This is a genomic window from Actinomadura luteofluorescens (assembly GCF_013409365.1).
Classification (GTDB): Bacteria; Actinomycetota; Actinomycetes; order Streptosporangiales; family Streptosporangiaceae; genus Spirillospora; species Spirillospora luteofluorescens.
Window position 1 is genome coordinate 1,658,137 of the sequence record NZ_JACCBA010000001.1, and the last position, 13,903, is coordinate 1,672,039.

At 73.5% G+C, this 13,903-nt stretch carries 12 protein-coding genes and 2 riboswitches; of the genes, 7 read left to right on the plus strand and 5 right to left on the minus strand.

What is annotated here, in order from left to right; translation table 11 throughout:
• Positions 1 to 66 precede the first annotated feature (66 nt).
• Both BJY14_RS07430 and BJY14_RS07435 read left to right on the plus strand, forming a co-directional pair.
• Complete coding sequence (locus BJY14_RS07430) at positions 67 to 783, plus strand: FadR/GntR family transcriptional regulator (RefSeq protein WP_179842932.1); 717 nt, start codon at positions 67 to 69, stop codon at positions 781 to 783.
• A 17-nt stretch (positions 784 to 800) separates the two neighbouring features.
• Positions 801 to 1,502: a cache domain-containing protein gene (locus BJY14_RS07435; protein WP_179842933.1), complete on the plus strand. Its 702-nt coding sequence runs from the start codon at positions 801 to 803 to the stop codon at positions 1,500 to 1,502.
• A gap of 186 nt (positions 1,503 to 1,688) precedes the next feature.
• Here BJY14_RS07435 and BJY14_RS07440 read toward each other — a convergent pair whose 3' ends face one another.
• The 3 genes from BJY14_RS07440 to BJY14_RS07450 all read right to left on the minus strand — a co-directional run bounded on the left by BJY14_RS07440 (position 1,689) and on the right by BJY14_RS07450 (position 4,725).
• On the minus strand, positions 1,689 to 1,976 hold the full coding sequence (locus tag BJY14_RS07440) for an Lrp/AsnC family transcriptional regulator (protein WP_173395740.1): 288 nt from the start codon (positions 1,974 to 1,976) through the stop codon (positions 1,689 to 1,691).
• A gap of 114 nt (positions 1,977 to 2,090) precedes the next feature.
• A complete protein-coding gene (locus BJY14_RS07445) occupies positions 2,091 to 2,840 on the minus strand; it encodes a rhomboid family intramembrane serine protease (protein ID WP_179842934.1) in 750 nt (249 codons plus the stop codon).
• Between the two features lie 34 nt (positions 2,841 to 2,874).
• Positions 2,875 to 4,725, minus strand: a complete 1,851-nt coding sequence (locus tag BJY14_RS07450) for a DEDD exonuclease domain-containing protein (RefSeq protein ID WP_179842935.1) — start codon at positions 4,723 to 4,725, stop codon at positions 2,875 to 2,877.
• Between the two features lie 162 nt (positions 4,726 to 4,887).
• Between BJY14_RS07450 and BJY14_RS07455 the strand changes: the two genes are divergently transcribed.
• The 5 genes from BJY14_RS07455 to BJY14_RS07475 all read left to right on the plus strand — a co-directional run bounded on the left by BJY14_RS07455 (position 4,888) and on the right by BJY14_RS07475 (position 12,067).
• On the plus strand, positions 4,888 to 6,294 hold the full coding sequence (locus BJY14_RS07455; RefSeq protein WP_218905188.1) for an NYN domain-containing protein: 1,407 nt from the start codon (positions 4,888 to 4,890) through the stop codon (positions 6,292 to 6,294).
• A 276-nt stretch (positions 6,295 to 6,570) separates the two neighbouring features.
• On the plus strand, positions 6,571 to 7,515 hold the full coding sequence (locus BJY14_RS46425; protein ID WP_312879050.1) for a C40 family peptidase: 945 nt from the start codon (positions 6,571 to 6,573) through the stop codon (positions 7,513 to 7,515).
• A 498-nt stretch (positions 7,516 to 8,013) separates the two neighbouring features.
• Positions 8,014 to 8,211, plus strand: a riboswitch (cyclic di-AMP (ydaO/yuaA leader).
• Positions 8,212 to 8,361: 150 nt separating this feature from the next.
• Positions 8,362 to 8,501, plus strand: a riboswitch (cyclic di-AMP (ydaO/yuaA leader).
• Between the two features lie 9 nt (positions 8,502 to 8,510).
• On the plus strand, positions 8,511 to 9,359 hold the full coding sequence (locus tag BJY14_RS07465; protein WP_179842936.1) for a CHAP domain-containing protein: 849 nt from the start codon (positions 8,511 to 8,513) through the stop codon (positions 9,357 to 9,359).
• A gap of 39 nt (positions 9,360 to 9,398) precedes the next feature.
• On the plus strand, positions 9,399 to 10,664 hold the full coding sequence (locus BJY14_RS07470) for a hypothetical protein (RefSeq protein WP_179842937.1): 1,266 nt from the start codon (positions 9,399 to 9,401) through the stop codon (positions 10,662 to 10,664).
• Positions 10,661 to 12,067, plus strand: coding sequence for a M48 family metallopeptidase (locus BJY14_RS07475; protein ID WP_179842938.1), 1,407 nt, complete (start codon positions 10,661 to 10,663; stop codon positions 12,065 to 12,067). The genes BJY14_RS07470 and BJY14_RS07475 overlap by 4 nt, the downstream gene beginning before the upstream one ends.
• Before the next feature lie 7 nt (positions 12,068 to 12,074).
• Here the strand turns inward: BJY14_RS07475 and BJY14_RS07480 are convergent, their stop codons facing one another.
• Positions 12,075 to 13,358, minus strand: a complete 1,284-nt coding sequence (locus BJY14_RS07480) for a L,D-transpeptidase (RefSeq protein ID WP_179842939.1) — start codon at positions 13,356 to 13,358, stop codon at positions 12,075 to 12,077.
• Between the two features lie 133 nt (positions 13,359 to 13,491).
• Positions 13,492 to 13,902: a cytochrome c oxidase subunit 4 gene (locus BJY14_RS07485; RefSeq protein ID WP_089312465.1), complete on the minus strand. Its 411-nt coding sequence runs from the start codon at positions 13,900 to 13,902 to the stop codon at positions 13,492 to 13,494.
• Position 13,903 lies beyond the last annotated feature (1 nt).

The window sequence follows — 13,903 nt, forward strand, 5'->3', positions numbered from 1 at the left end:
ATGGATTCATAGGTTTAAGTTCAAGTGATGTTCCGGTATCACTGTGTCGACACCGGGAGGGGGCCCATGGACAGCGCGCACCTCGTCGTGTTCGCTCCCGTCGACAACACCGCGCGGGTGCACGCCGTCGTGCGACGCCTGAGCGACGCGATCGCGCTCGGCCTCCTCGCGGACGGCGAGCAGCTGCCCAGTGAGACCGACCTGTCGGCTTATCTCGGTGTTTCGACGGTCACACTACGCGAAGCGCTGATGGCCTTGCGTCAGCAAGGCCTCATCGAGACCCGCCGGGGGCGCGGCGGCGGCAGCTTCGTCCGGGCTCCTGCCAGGGCATTCGACCTCGGCGAGCGGTTGCGTTCGCTCAGCGCGGAAGAGCTCCGCGATCTCGGCGACCACTACGCCGCCGTCGCCGGCGCCGCCGCCCGGCTCGCCGCCGCACGGTCGCTGCCCGGCGACGTCCGGCGGCTGCGGCGGTCGCTGGAGGAGATGGCCGGGGCGGACCCCGGCGCCGGGATGTGCCGGCTGGACGGCCGCTTCCACCTGGAGATCGCCGCCGCCTCCCAGTCCGGCCGGCTCACCCGGGAGGAGATCCGGCTCCAGGCCGAGATCGGGCCGCTGATCTGGGCCGCGCACGACCTGCCCGAACGGCGCGGGCCCGTCGAGGCCGAGCACGCCCGGCTCGTCGAGGCGATCGAGGCCGCCGACGGCGCCGGAGCGCGCGATGTAGCTGAAAGCCACGTCTCGAATGCGGTAGAACGTCTGATTGAACGACGGCTCGCACTCTGAGACCCCGAGGGGGACCCATGCCCGCCGAGCCACCGGCCGTCGGCGCGGCGGCGGCCCACGTCCGCGCGACCCTGGACGGCGTCTTCACCACCGTGGCCCAGGTGCGCGACGCGACGGCGCGCTGCCTCGATGACGTCCGCCGCGCCGGGCGCGCCCCTGCCCGCGCCGACCTCGCCGCGCTGCGCCCGCTGCTGATCTCCCATCTCGGCCCGCTCGTCTGCGGCCTGGGGTTCATCGCCGCGCCGGGCCTGCTCGCCGACGCCGCCTGGTACATGGAGTGGTGGCAGACCGGCCCGGCCGGACGGCCGTCCCAGCTGCTGCGCGACCTGAACCCCGAGAGCAGCGTCCTGTACGACTACACCGACTGGGAGTGGTTCACGGGACCGCGGAGCGGCGCCGAGAAGACCGTCTGCGGCCCCTACGTCGACTACCTGTGCAGCGACGAGTACGTCCTGACCCTGTCGGCGCCGGTGCGCGCCGGCGGGGAGTTCGCGGGCGTCGCGGCCGCCGACGTGTTCGCCCGGACGTTCGAGAACGAGGTCGTCCCGGCGCTGCGGGAGATCCCCGCGCCCGCGTTCGTCGTCAACGCCCCCGGCCGCGTGATGGCCTCCAACACCGCCAACTGGCCGCCGGGCGCCGTGTACCGCGAAGCGCCCGGCTACGCCGCCCGCCCCTGCGGAGGCGGCATCGACCGCATCGCCCTCGTCGTCGGCGCCTAGTCTGTGTGCTCACAGTCCCGGCCCACTTCGCTCGCCTGGCGGCTCGCTACGTGACCGGCACTGAGCGAACGCGGCATCGCTTCGCGATCTGGCCGGCTCCGCTCGCCTCCGGCCTCGCTCCACCGGCCAGCTCACGCGTTCGCGAGCATGACCGAGGCCACTTCTAGACAGGCCCTGGCCGCAGAGTCAGTCGGCGTCGGGGAGGCCGAGAGAGAAGGCCTGCTCCAGGTCGTGCTGGGAGTAGGTGCGGAACGCGATGTGGGTCTCGGTGCCGGCGATGCCGGGGACCTTGTTGATGCGGCCCGGGATCACGTCGTTGAGCTCCTCGTGGCGGCGCACCCGGACCATCACCATGAGGTCGTGGTCGCCGGTGATGGAGTACACCTCGCTGACGCCGTCCAGCGCGGCGATCGTCTCGGCCACCTCGTGGATGCGCGCGACGTCGGCCTTGACGAACACGATCGCAGTGACCACTGCACCCCTCCCCCACAGAAACGGACGCTCCGACCCTATCGGGGGCCCGGCGGCGCGAGCGCGAGGGGAGGCCCGGTGGGGGCGGGGACCCGCGCCGGGCGGGCCGCGGGACGGTCAGCCGCGGCTCAGCGCGGCCAGGCGGTGGGCCGGACCGGCGCGGCGGGCCAGGAGCGCGAACACCACACCCGCCACGAAGCCGTAGATGTGCGCGGTGTAGGCGACATTGCTCTTCTGGTCGCCCAGGGACAGCCACTGCAGCACGAACCAGTAGCCGAGCACCACCCACACCGGCAGGCGGATGAAGATGACCGGCGGCACCCAGCTGACGACGCGGCCCCGCGGGTTGAGGATCACGTAGGCGCCCATCACCCCGGCGATGGCACCGGACGCGCCGATGAGCGGGACGGTGGAGTCGGGCGACGTCCACGCGAACCCGTACACGGCGACGAGCCCGAACACCAGGTAGGCGAGCAGGTAGCGCCATCGCCCGAGCCGGTCTTCCACGCCCATGCCGACGACGAACAGAAAGACCAGGTTGCCGAGCAGGTGCATGGCGCTGGAGTGCAGGAACATCGAGGTGAACGCTGCAGTCCAGGGCGCCTTGCGGAACTTCGAGGGCCCGCAGTCGTGCACGACCCCGGCCGGCAGCGGCTGCTGGTCGCCGGTGGTCAGCTCCTTCGGCACGGCGCCGTACTCGAACGTGAACTGAGTGGCCCTGCACTCGCGGACCGAGCCCTTGCCGTACCAGGCGGCGAAGTTCGACATCGGGGTGAGGAGGAAGACCACCACGTTGACGGCGATCAGCAGGTAGGTGACCCAGGGGACGCGCCGCGCAGGCTGACTGTCGTAGAGAGGCAGTGCCATGCGGGGTCGTCCTCCGGTTGCCGGGTGTACACGGTCACCTTAGTGGGCGGCGGGGCCCGCGATGGGCCCCCTCGGGCCGCTCGTAGCTCCGGTCGTAGGCCTTGTCGATCCACTCGCGCAGCCCCTCGGCGCCGTGCAGCGGGCACGTCCACGGGCCGTCGACCTCGACCAGGCGGACGCCGGGCAGGTCGAGCCAGCGCAGGACGCACTCCATCTCCTCGGCGGTCGCGCCCTGCGAGGGGGGCGCGCCGAGCGCGACGCCGCCGGGCGCCTCGCCGGAGGGCGGGAAGACCGTCTCGGCCGTCGCGATGAGCGCGTCGACGTAGGGCCGGGGCCGGGCGTTCGCGGGGACGGTTCCGGCGGCGGCGAGCCGGCCGTACCGCACGACCGACAGCTCCCACCCGCCGTCGAAGGCGGGACGGGCGGCCACGAGCTGGGGCAGCCGCGCCAGCGCCGCGAGCCGCTGCCCGCGCGCGGCGGCCCGGACGAACGCCGCGAGCCGGTCGCGCTGGGCGGCGGCCTCCTCGTAGCGCAGCTCGGAGGCCAGCCGGTCGATGCGGACCTGCGCGGCGGCCACGACGGGCCGGACGTCGCCCTCCATGATCGAGCGGGCCGTCCCGGTGTGCACGGCGTAGGCGTCGGCGGACTCGCGGCCGTCGCACGGCGCGCCGCACCGGCCGAGGTCGGCGAGCGCGCACGAGCGCGCCTTGCCGCGCTCGATCAGCCGGAGCGTCAGCCGCTGCGTGCACTGCCGCAGCGGGACGGCCTCGTGCAGCGCGGCGCGGGCCTCCTCGGCCTGCCGCCGCGAGGAGATCGGCCCGAGGTAGCGGGCGCCGTCGGCGCGGCACTCCCGCACGATGGACAGCCGCGGGAAGGGCTCCACGGTCAGCTTCAGCCAGATGGCCCGCTCGGGCCACTTGGAGCGGCGGTTGTAGCGCGGCTTGTGCTCGGCGATCAGCCGGAGCTCGCGGACCTCGGCCTCCAGCCCCGTGGCGCACACGATGGTGCGGACGTTCTCGGCGAGGCCGACCATCTCCCGGACGCGCCAGCGCGTCTCCGAGCCGGTGAAGTAGCTGCGCACGCGCGAGCGCAGGTCGCCGCTCTTGCCCACGTAGAGCACCTCGCCGGCGTGGTCCTCGAACAGGTAGACGCCGGGGGTGGAGGGGACGTCGTCGGCGAGGTGCCGCTTGCGGCGCTGCTCGGGGGTGGGCGCCTTGGCGAAGCCGCGCATCTCCTCAAGCGAGGTGACGCCGAACGAGCCGAGCCGCTCGATCAGGCCGTGCAGCACCTCCACGGTGGCGCGGGCGTCGGCGAGGGCCCGGTGCGTCGGCTCGTTGGACGTCCGGAAGAAGCGGGCCAGCGTGCCGAGCTTGCAGTTGGGAACCTCGTCGCGCGACAGCACGCGCCGCGCCAGGTCGACGGTGTCGACGACCGCGAACGCGGGCCAGGCGTAGCCGTTGGCGGCGCACGCGGCCTTGAGGAAGCCGATGTCGAACGAGGCGTTGTGCGCGACGAGGACGCAGCCGCGCGCGAACTCCAGGAACGCCGGCAGCACCGACTCGATCCGCGGCGCGGCCGTCACCATCGCCGTGGTGATGCCGGTGAGCGCGGTGATGAACGGCGGGACCGGACCGCCCGGGTCGACCAGCGTGCCGAGTTCGCCGAGTTCCTCTCCGCCGCGCACCTTCACCGCGCCGATCTCGGTGATGGCCGAGTCGGCCGCCGAGCCGCCGGTGGTCTCCAGGTCGACCACCACGAAGGTGACGTCGCGGAGCGGAGTGCCGAGGTCGTCCAGGGTGCCCTGGACGCCGTGCCCCTGAACGCCGTCCCCCGGGGCTCCGCGCCCCTGGACCCCGCGCCCTTGGACACCGTGCGCAGCCGTCATGTGCGCGACCGTAGAGGACCCCACCGACAGAACTTCGGGCCGCTAGGGTTGGGGGGCGCCGGGACGTCCCGCCGGGCGGGGGCCGCGAGGACGGGCGGGAGGCATCCCGCCGAGGGCCGGGCGCGATCCGTCCGATCGCACGTCCGCCCTGGTTAGGGCGGGTTGCGCTCGGGAACACACAGCCCACCGGCGGCGCAGCCCGGAAGGAGCGGGGTCATCGACAGCGGTCCCGGAGCGACCCCCGGCGACGGGGCGCCCGCGCAGAAGCCGACCCGCCCGCTGCCCGAGGCGGTGCGGCAGGGCGTGGTGGAGGTCGCCGCCGAGCTGATCGGGTCGCTGCCCCCGGACGAGGTCCCCGTGCCGCTGCGCCGGTTCGCCCGGTTCGAGCGCCGCAAGCGCGCCAGGCTCGCGGGCCAGCACATCGCGGCGGTGCTGGAGAAGGACGGGGAGTTCCGGCGCCGGGTCGCCGTGCCGCTGCGGGAGGCACAGGCCGACCTGGTGGAGGCGGTCGAGGACGGGAACGTCCCGCCCGCGGCCGACCCGGTGCGCGTCGCGGTGCTGGCCTACCTGCTGCGCCCGGAGGGCTGGACCGCGCTGGTGGAGTCGGCGCGCGAGGAGCTGGCGCGCTCGGCGACCGCCTCGGAGGAGCAGGAGGCCGAGCGCCGCGTCGCCGCGCTGAAGGCCGAGCTGGCCGCGACCCGCGACGCCCGCGGCGCCGAGCTGGCCAAGCTGCGCGCCGAGTTGCGCGAGACCAAGACCGAGGTCTCGGAGCTGCGCCGCAAGCTGCACGACGCGCGCACCCGGTACCGGGCCGCGGAGGAGCACGCCCACGCGGTCGCGGCGGAGGCCGATCGCGAGCTCGCCGCCGCGCGCGAGTCGACCGCCGCGTCGGAGAAGGAGCTGCGCAGGTTGCGCGCCCGGGCCGCACGGGCGGAGGAGGCGGCGGAGGCCGCCAAGCGGGCCGCGCGCGAGGGGCGCAACGTCGACGACGTGCGGCTGCGGATGCTGCTGGACGCGCTCGTCGACGCGGCGCAGGGCGTCCGCCGGGAGCTGGCCCTGCCCTCCACCATCGGCCGCCCCGCCGACGCGGTCGGCGGGCTGGAGCCGGACCGGCTGGCGCACCGCGCGCTGCCCGGCCGGGCGCTGTCCGACAGCGATCCGCAGCTGCTGGACCGGCTGCTGACGCTTCCGCAGGTTCACCTGGTGGTGGACGGCTACAACGTCACGAAGACCGGGTACGGGGAGCTGCCGCTCGCCGACCAGCGCAGCCGGCTGCTGTCGGGGCTCGGCGGGCTGGCCGCGCAGACACGCGCCGAGGTGACGTGCGTGTTCGACGGCGCGGAGCTGGAGGCGCCGGTCGCCATCGCGGCGCCGCGCGGGGTGCGGGTGCTGTTCAGTCGCCCGGGCCAGACGGCGGACGAGCTGATCGGCGAGCTCGTGCGGGCCGAGCCGCCGGGCCGGTCGGTGGTCGTGGTGTCGTCGGACCGGGAGGTCGCCGACGCCGCGCGGCGCGCCAGCGCGCGCCCGTGCCCGTCCTCTCTGCTGCTGCGGAGGCTGGGCCGTTCCTAAGGCTCCCATAAGGCTCCGATAAGGCAAGCCTCGCCGTACGTGATCATGGCGTCACTAAAAGTGGACAATATCCATAGATGTCAATCAAAGAGTGATGAATCGGTTGTGACGGCTGTTGCCCCTCGCTAGTGTCGTCCGCTGACGTCGTGGACGAGAGGGGCGAAACTGACCGTGGCCAATGATCACATCGGGGCACCGGCGCAGCGGCCTGGCCGCAGGGCAGGCTCTGCGGGCAGAGGCGTCTCCCGTCGCCTGGCGGCCGTCGCCGGCCTGACCGTGACGGTCTCCCTGACCTGCTCCCCGGTGGTGGCGCACGCCGAGCCCAAGCCGACCCGGGCGCAGGCCCAGAAGACGCTCGACAAGCTCAACGAGAAGATGGACCAGAAGGTCGAGCAGTTCAACCAGAACCGCGAGAAGCTCAAGGTCGCCAAGAAGAAGTTCGACTCGGCGACCAAGGCGAGCAAGCAGGAGCAGGCCAGCTTCGAGGAGCAGCGGTCCAAGATCGCTACGATGGCGGCCACCGCCTACAAGAACGGTGACTCGACCGACGTCACCGGCTTCGTGGGCAGCAACGACCCGCAGTCGATCCTCGACCAGGCGGCCGTCTTCTCGCACCTGTCGCAGGAGCGCAGCTCCCAGCTCACCCAGTTCCTCGCGACCGCCCAGCGGCTCCGCCGGGAGCAGGCTCAGGCGAAGTCCGCCTACGACGAGGTGAAGTCGAAGCAGGACGAGCTGAAGAAGCAGAAGCAGGAACTCGACAAGCAGGTGCAGAAGCAGAAGTCGCTCGTGCGCCGGCTCGGCGGGGGCACGACCAAGACCCCGGGCGGTGGCGGCAACACCGGCGGCACCTACAACGGCCCGGCGAGCGGGCCGGCGCGCTCGGCGCTCGACTTCGCCTACGCGCAGCTCGGCAAGCCCTACTCCTACGGCGCCGAGGGGCCGAGCTCCTACGACTGCTCCGGCCTGACCATGAAGTCCTGGGCCGCCGCGGGCGTCGGCATCACCCGCACCACCAACTCGCAGTACGCCGCGACCAAGCGGGTGGCCAAGGAGAACCTGCAGCCGGGCGACCTGGTGTTCTTCAGCAACCTCGGCCACGTCGGCCTCTACGTGGGCGGCGGCAAGATGATCCACGCCCCGCACACCGGCGACGTCGTCAGGATCGCCGACATCACCTCCGGCTACTACCTGAGCAACTACTACGGCGCCGGACGCCCCTGACACACGGCCCTGACGGTCCCCCTCGGGCGGGCTTGACGGACCCTCGTCGACAACGGACCAGGCTTGACCTGGTCCGTTGTTGATTTTGGGGGGGTTTGCCTTCTTTTGGGGTTTTGGTACGTTGTCACCACTCACGGCGCCCTCCAGACGCCGTGGCCCCGCGGCGCCCACCAGGCGCCCCGGCCCCACGCGGCGCATCCAGCACCCGCGTGACGGCGGCGCGAGCCACGCGCCGCTCCCCCCAGGGCGGCACGCCCCACGTGCCGTCCCGCGGCGCCCGAAGGCGCCGCACGGTCTCGAAGCAGACCAGGCCGACCCCGTCCACCGGGCGCACGCCCGCAGCGTGCATGGCGCTGAGCGCGCAGCCGCGGTGGCGTACACGGGGCAGGCCCCGGGCGGTCCCCGGAGACGGGACGCCGTCCGCCCACAACATCAGGCGCCGCTCGTTCGCACGCGGGAGACAGGTCCCGCGCCGGGCCCCATCTCGCCCCCAGGATCGCAGCGGCAGCGCCGAATCCGCCTCAGCGCGGAGCCGGGGACCCACACCGCCGGAGTCCGGAGAACCTCTCCGGACGGGCATTCCGGCACCCGGGGTGAATCGGCGCGTCTCTCCCGGCAGTCCGGTGAGAGCCGCCGTAGGGCCACTTCCACGCCCGAACCCGTCAGCTAACCCGGTAGGCGTCTGGAAGACAAGGAGTGAATCCCGCAGCGTTACCTGGGGCGTGGCCGCCACGCGGTCACGCCCCCACCCCCCTTTACTCCGCGGGCGCCATCGCCCGCCGAGATTCCCATCCGAACCGGCGTGCCCGCTCTCGGGCGCGTCACCGCCGAGTCCGCGGACCGCCGTGCCCCTGTGCGCGGCCCGTCGCGGAACCGGGGACCCACTGCGTCCTTTCGGGGTGAATCGGCCTGCCTTCGCGGGCCGTAGGGCGGCTTCCACGCCCGAACCCGTCAGCTAACCCGGTAGGCGGCATGGAAGTCGAGGAGATCCCCCCGTGCCACGCGCGCACTGCAAGAAGACCCCCGGCAGGCACCGCAAGCCGAACTCCCTGTCCCTCGCATGGCGGACGACCGGCGGCGTCGTCGTCGGCGCCGCCGTGCTCGGCACCGCCGCGGCCACCGCGAACGCGTCGGTCCTGCCGTTCGGTTCCACCCCGGTGAGCTCCGCCGCCGCCGACCTGGCCCCCGGCCTGACGGCGCGCGGCGCCCCGTCCGGGCGCACGTCCGGGCGCACGTCCGGGCCCGCGTCCGGGAAGGCGCCCAAACCCACCGCCTCGAAGGCCCCGGCCGCCAAGAGGGACGCCCGTCCCGAGCAGCCGCGGGCGAAGACCTCCGAGAAGGCCGCCGCGAAGTCGCGGCCCACCGCCGCGCAGGCCATCAGGCTCGCCCGCTCGCAGGTGGGCATCGAGGAGGACGGCGGCGGCGAGACCAAGTTCCAGGAGTGGTATATGACCACGTCCCGCGCGCGGGAGACGCTCGCGCGCGACGGCGGCTCCCTCGACGGCTACGGCGACGCGAACTGGTGCGACATGTTCGTCTCCTGGGTGGGCGAGCAGATCGGCTTCAGCGAGCAGGTCGGCAGCGATGCCTGGACCGTCGCCCACGCCCGCTGGTTCCAGGAGCACGGCCGCTGGGGCACCGAGCCGAGGCCCGGCGCGATCGTCTTCTTCGCCTGGGACGGCGGCGAGTCCGTCGACGACATCGAGCACGTCGGCATGGTGGTCGAGAAGGTCGACGACGGCACGATCGAGACCGTCGAGGGCAACGCCGACAACGCCGTCCGTGTGAAGGAACGTTCCACAGACGTCGTCGTCGGCTACGGCTACCCGGACTACCGGTCGTGACGGCGCCCACCGCCCCGCGTCCTGCATAGGATCGCGCCCATGGAGGAAGGCCCCGGGCAGGACGCCCCCGTGACGCGGCGCAGGGTCCTCGCCCTCGGCGCGGGCGGGGCCGCCGTCCTCCTCGCCGGGGGCGCCGGCCTGGCCGGCTCGCGCTCCGGCGGCGGGGCGCCGGGCTCCGGAGCCCCCACCTCCCCGGCCGCCGGGACGTTCAGCCCGGACACGGCCGCCGCCGTGCTCGCCAACCGCGCCCGCGCCGTCCGCGACGGCGACCGCATGGCGTTCCTCGCCACGGTGGGCAGCGCCCCCGCCGCCTTCCAGGACGCCCAGTCCCGCGTGTACGGGAACCTCCGGAAGCTTCCCCTGGAAGGCTGGCGGGAGCGCCTCGTCGACACCGAGGCCATGGACGGCGCGACCGCCGTCGTCCGCGTCGAGGTGCGCTACCGGCTGCGCGGCTTCGACCGGGGCGACGTGGCCCGCACCCGCTACCTCACGCTGGCCCCCCGGGCCGGGACGTGGACGATCGTCGGCGACGGGACGTCCCGCGGCCTCGCCGACGACACCGACATCTGGGACTGCGGCCCCCTGGCGGTGGTCAGGGGGCGCTCCGGCCTCGTCATCGGCGACGGCGCCGGCCTCGGCGGCATCGCCGAACGGCTGGACGCCGCCGTCCCGGTCGTCACGTCCGTGGTCGGCAAGGCGTGGGCGCAGCGGGTCGTCGCGCTCGTCCCCGCCGACGCGACCCTCGCCTCCGCGCTCGCCGGCCCCGGGCAGAGCCTCGGCCAGATCGCCGCGCTCGCCACCGTGGCGCCCGCCGCCGGGGCCGGCCACGGCGAGGACCGCGTCATCGTCTCCCCCGGCACCTTCGGCCGCCTCAACGAGCTCGGCCGCGACGTCGTGCTCACCCACGAGCTGACCCACGTCGCCACCGGCGGCGCCCGCGACCGGCGCACCCCGCTGTGGCTGATCGAGGGCTTCGCGGACTACGTCGGCTACCGGCGCGTCAAGATCAGCACCCGGACGGCGGCGGGCGAGCTGCACCGCGAGGTCTCCGCCGGGCGCGCGCCGTCCGCGCTCCCCGCCGCCGACGCCTTCGCCGGCGGCTCCCCCCGCCTCTCCCAGGCCTACCAGGAGGCCTGGCTCGCCTGCCGGATGGTCGCCGACCGGTACGGTGAGGCGGCGCTGGTGCGGCTCTACCGGGCCGCCGGGCGCGCCCCGGAGGCCGCGGCGCTGCGCGACGTGCTCGGCCTCACCCGGGAGCGCTTCACCGCACTGTGGCGCGACTACGTGAAGGAGGAGCTCGCATGAGCGAGGCGGAGACCGACGAGGGACGGGCCGAGGGCGCCGCCGCCCGGACGCCCGGCGCCGCCCCCGCGCGGCGGCCCCGGATCGCCGCCGCCGTCAGCGCCGCCGTGCTCTTCGCCGGGGTCGCGACCGTCCTCGCGAAGACCACGCCGTGGAACCCGCTGCCCGGGCACGTCCCCGGCGGCCGCGTGACACCCGATCCCGCGCTGGACTTCACCCCCGCCGAGATCGCCCGCTCCCGCGCGTTCGACTCGGCCGTCAACCCGCCCGCCTACACCGGGCTCCTCGTCGGCCTCGCCCTGATCCTGGTCCTGGGCCTCACGCCGCTGGGCGCCCGGTTCCTCGGCTGGGCCACCGCGAAGACCCGCCGCCGGCCGCTTCGGATCATCCTCGGGACCATGGCCCTGACCACGCTGCTGCGCGTCGCGGGGCTCCCGTTCGACGTCTGGGGCGAGTCCGTGCTGCGCCGGTACGGGCTGTCCACGCAGAGCTGGCCCTCGTGGCTCGTCGACCAGGCGAAGTCCCTCGCCCTCACGTGGGTCATCTACACGATCGCCCTGCTGCTCCTCTTCACCCTCACACGCCGCTTCCCGCGCTACTGGTGGACCGGCGCCGCCGCGGGCGGGTTCGTCCTCGTCGTCTTCGCCTCGTTCGTCTACCCGCTCGCCGTGGAGCCGGTGTTCAACAAGTTCCACTCGCTGCCGGCGGGGCCGCTGCGAAGCGACCTGCTGGCGATGGCCCGGCGGGACGGCGTGCCCGTCAAGGACGTCCTCGTCGCGGACGCCTCCCGCCGCACGACGTCGCTGAACGCCTACGTGTCGGGGTTCGGCTCCACGCGCCGCATCGTCCTCTACGACACGCTTCTGAAGTCGCCGCCCGCCCAGGTCGAGTCCATCGTCGGGCACGAGCTCGGCCACGCCAAGCGCGACGACGTGCTGTGGGGCACGCTCGTGGGCGCGCTCGGCGTGGCCGGAGCCCTGTGCCTGCTGTACCTGCTGACGACGTCCCCGCGCCTGCTGCGGCGCGCCGGGCTCGATCCCGACGCGACCGGCTCCGGCGCCACCGGACGTGACGCGCGCAGCGGCGGCGGGGCGGCCGACCCGAGGTCCATCGCGCTCCTCCTCGCGCTCGTGACGGCCGGGACGACGCTCGCCGCCCCCGTCCAGAACCTCGTGAGCCGCCGCATCGAGGCCCGCGCCGACGCGCACGCGCTGAACCTCACCCGCGACCCGGCGACGTTCGTGTCGATGCAGCACGCGCTGTCGGTGCGCAACATCTCCGACCTGGACCCCGACGCCGCGGAGTACCTGCTGTGGCTCACGCACCCCTCGGGCCCCGACCGGATCGCCATGGCCCGCGACTGGGCGCGCCTGCACCGCGTCCAGGTGCCGCCGCCGCTCCGGTAGCCGCCGCTCAGTTGCCCTCGGCCCGCTGCTTCTCGGGTGCCTTGGGCTTGGCGCCCCGCTGGGCCGACAGGGTCGCCGCGTCCACGTGCGCGGCCGTCGTGACCGACCGCTTCAGGGCGCTGCCCTTCACCCAGTCCTGCCACTTCACCTGCCAGTACCCCCAGCCGTTCTCCGCGTCCAGCTCCCGGTCGCTGCCGGTCACCGTGATGGGGTCGCCCCGCTGGGAGAGGTTGTAGAACCACTTCGCGTTGGACGGGCTGACGTTGATGCAGCCGTGGCTGACGTTCTCGCTGCCCTGGGAGCCCACCGACCACGGGGCGCTGTGGACGTACTCGCCGCTGTCGGAGATCCGCACCGACTTGTAGACGGTGAGGCTGTAGTACCCGGCGCAGCCGGGGCCGCAGCCGTCCCACTCCGACGTCATGATGGTCGGGTCCTCCTTGCCCATGGCGAGGTGGACGCCGTTGGTGGTGGTGTACTTGCGCTCCCCGCCCTTCCCCATGCTCGTCGGGATCGTGCGGGCCTTCTTGCCGTTGATCCTCACGACCATCTTGTGGCTGTCCTCGCCGGCCGTGGAGACGTGCGAGTCGCCGACCTTGAAGTCGACGCCGTAGTCCTTCCCGCCGTACACGCCCTGCCCGGTGCGCACGCCGCTGAGGTGCGCCCGGAACGACACCTTCGTGTGGGCCGGCCAGTAGCTCCTCGTCCGGAACACCGCCTCCTGGCTGCCGAACCAGCTCCAGCCGCCCTCGACGGTCTTGTCGGCGGTGACCTCCAGGGCCCGCTCGACCGCCGCCCGGTCCTTCACCGCGCGGGCGAAGTGCACGATGATCGGGATGCCGACGCCGACGGTCTCCTTGTTGAACGGCGCCTCGATCGTGACGTCGTTGGTCTTCTTCACCTCGGCCGTGGAGAAGCCGCTGCGGACCGTACGGGTCCGGCCGTCCCGGCCGAGGGCGGTGGCCTGGACGGTGTACTCCGTGCCCGGCTTCAGCGTCCACCGGGACCGCCACCGCGTCCTGTCGGCGTTCAGGTCCCCCTCGACCGCGCCGGCCCTCGTCGCCACCGTCACGTTCTCGATCGTGCCCTGCCGCGCCTCGACGGCGATGGGGCTGTCCGGCCGCAGCTTCCCGCCCCCGTCCGGCGACACCGCGAGCTTCACCTCGTCCTTGCCCTGCGGTCCGGCGCCCCCCGAGCACGCCGCGGCACCCGCGCCGACGAGCACACCGCCGACGACGAGCGCGGCGGTACGCCGCCCCCGGTCTCCCGGCCTTGAGCCACTCACCCGCATGTGGACCCCCCGGTCGTCCCACTGGGCGATCTGTCGGTTCCAGCCCGGTCGCTGGAAAGGCGCCCAGTATGTTCGAAAGGGCCGGTACCCGCTAGAAAGCGGACACCGGCCCTTGATGGGGTTCTTTTACTGATCAGTGGGCGAAATGACCCCGGTAGTACTCGAACACCAGACCGACGGACGTGAGAATGGCGGCAGCGGCACCGAGGATCACCAGCCACCAGCCGAACACCACACCCAGCGCCACGGCCGTGGCCGACAGCGCGACGAACAGCGGCCACCAGCTGTGCGGGCTGAAGAAGCCCAGCTCGCCCGCCGCGTCCGCGATCTCGCCTTCCGGGTCGTCCTCGTACAGCGGCCCCGCGTTGGCGCGCTCGAGGCGCCGGACCGTGAAGTGGACGTAGAACCCGATGAGCCCGGCGAGGCCGACCGCGAGCGCGAGCGCCGTCGTGCCCGTCCAGTCGTTGGACCAGAGCCAGTACACGACGTCGGTGGCGAGGAAGAAGACCGCGCACCCGTAGAACATGAACGCCTGGACGCGCATC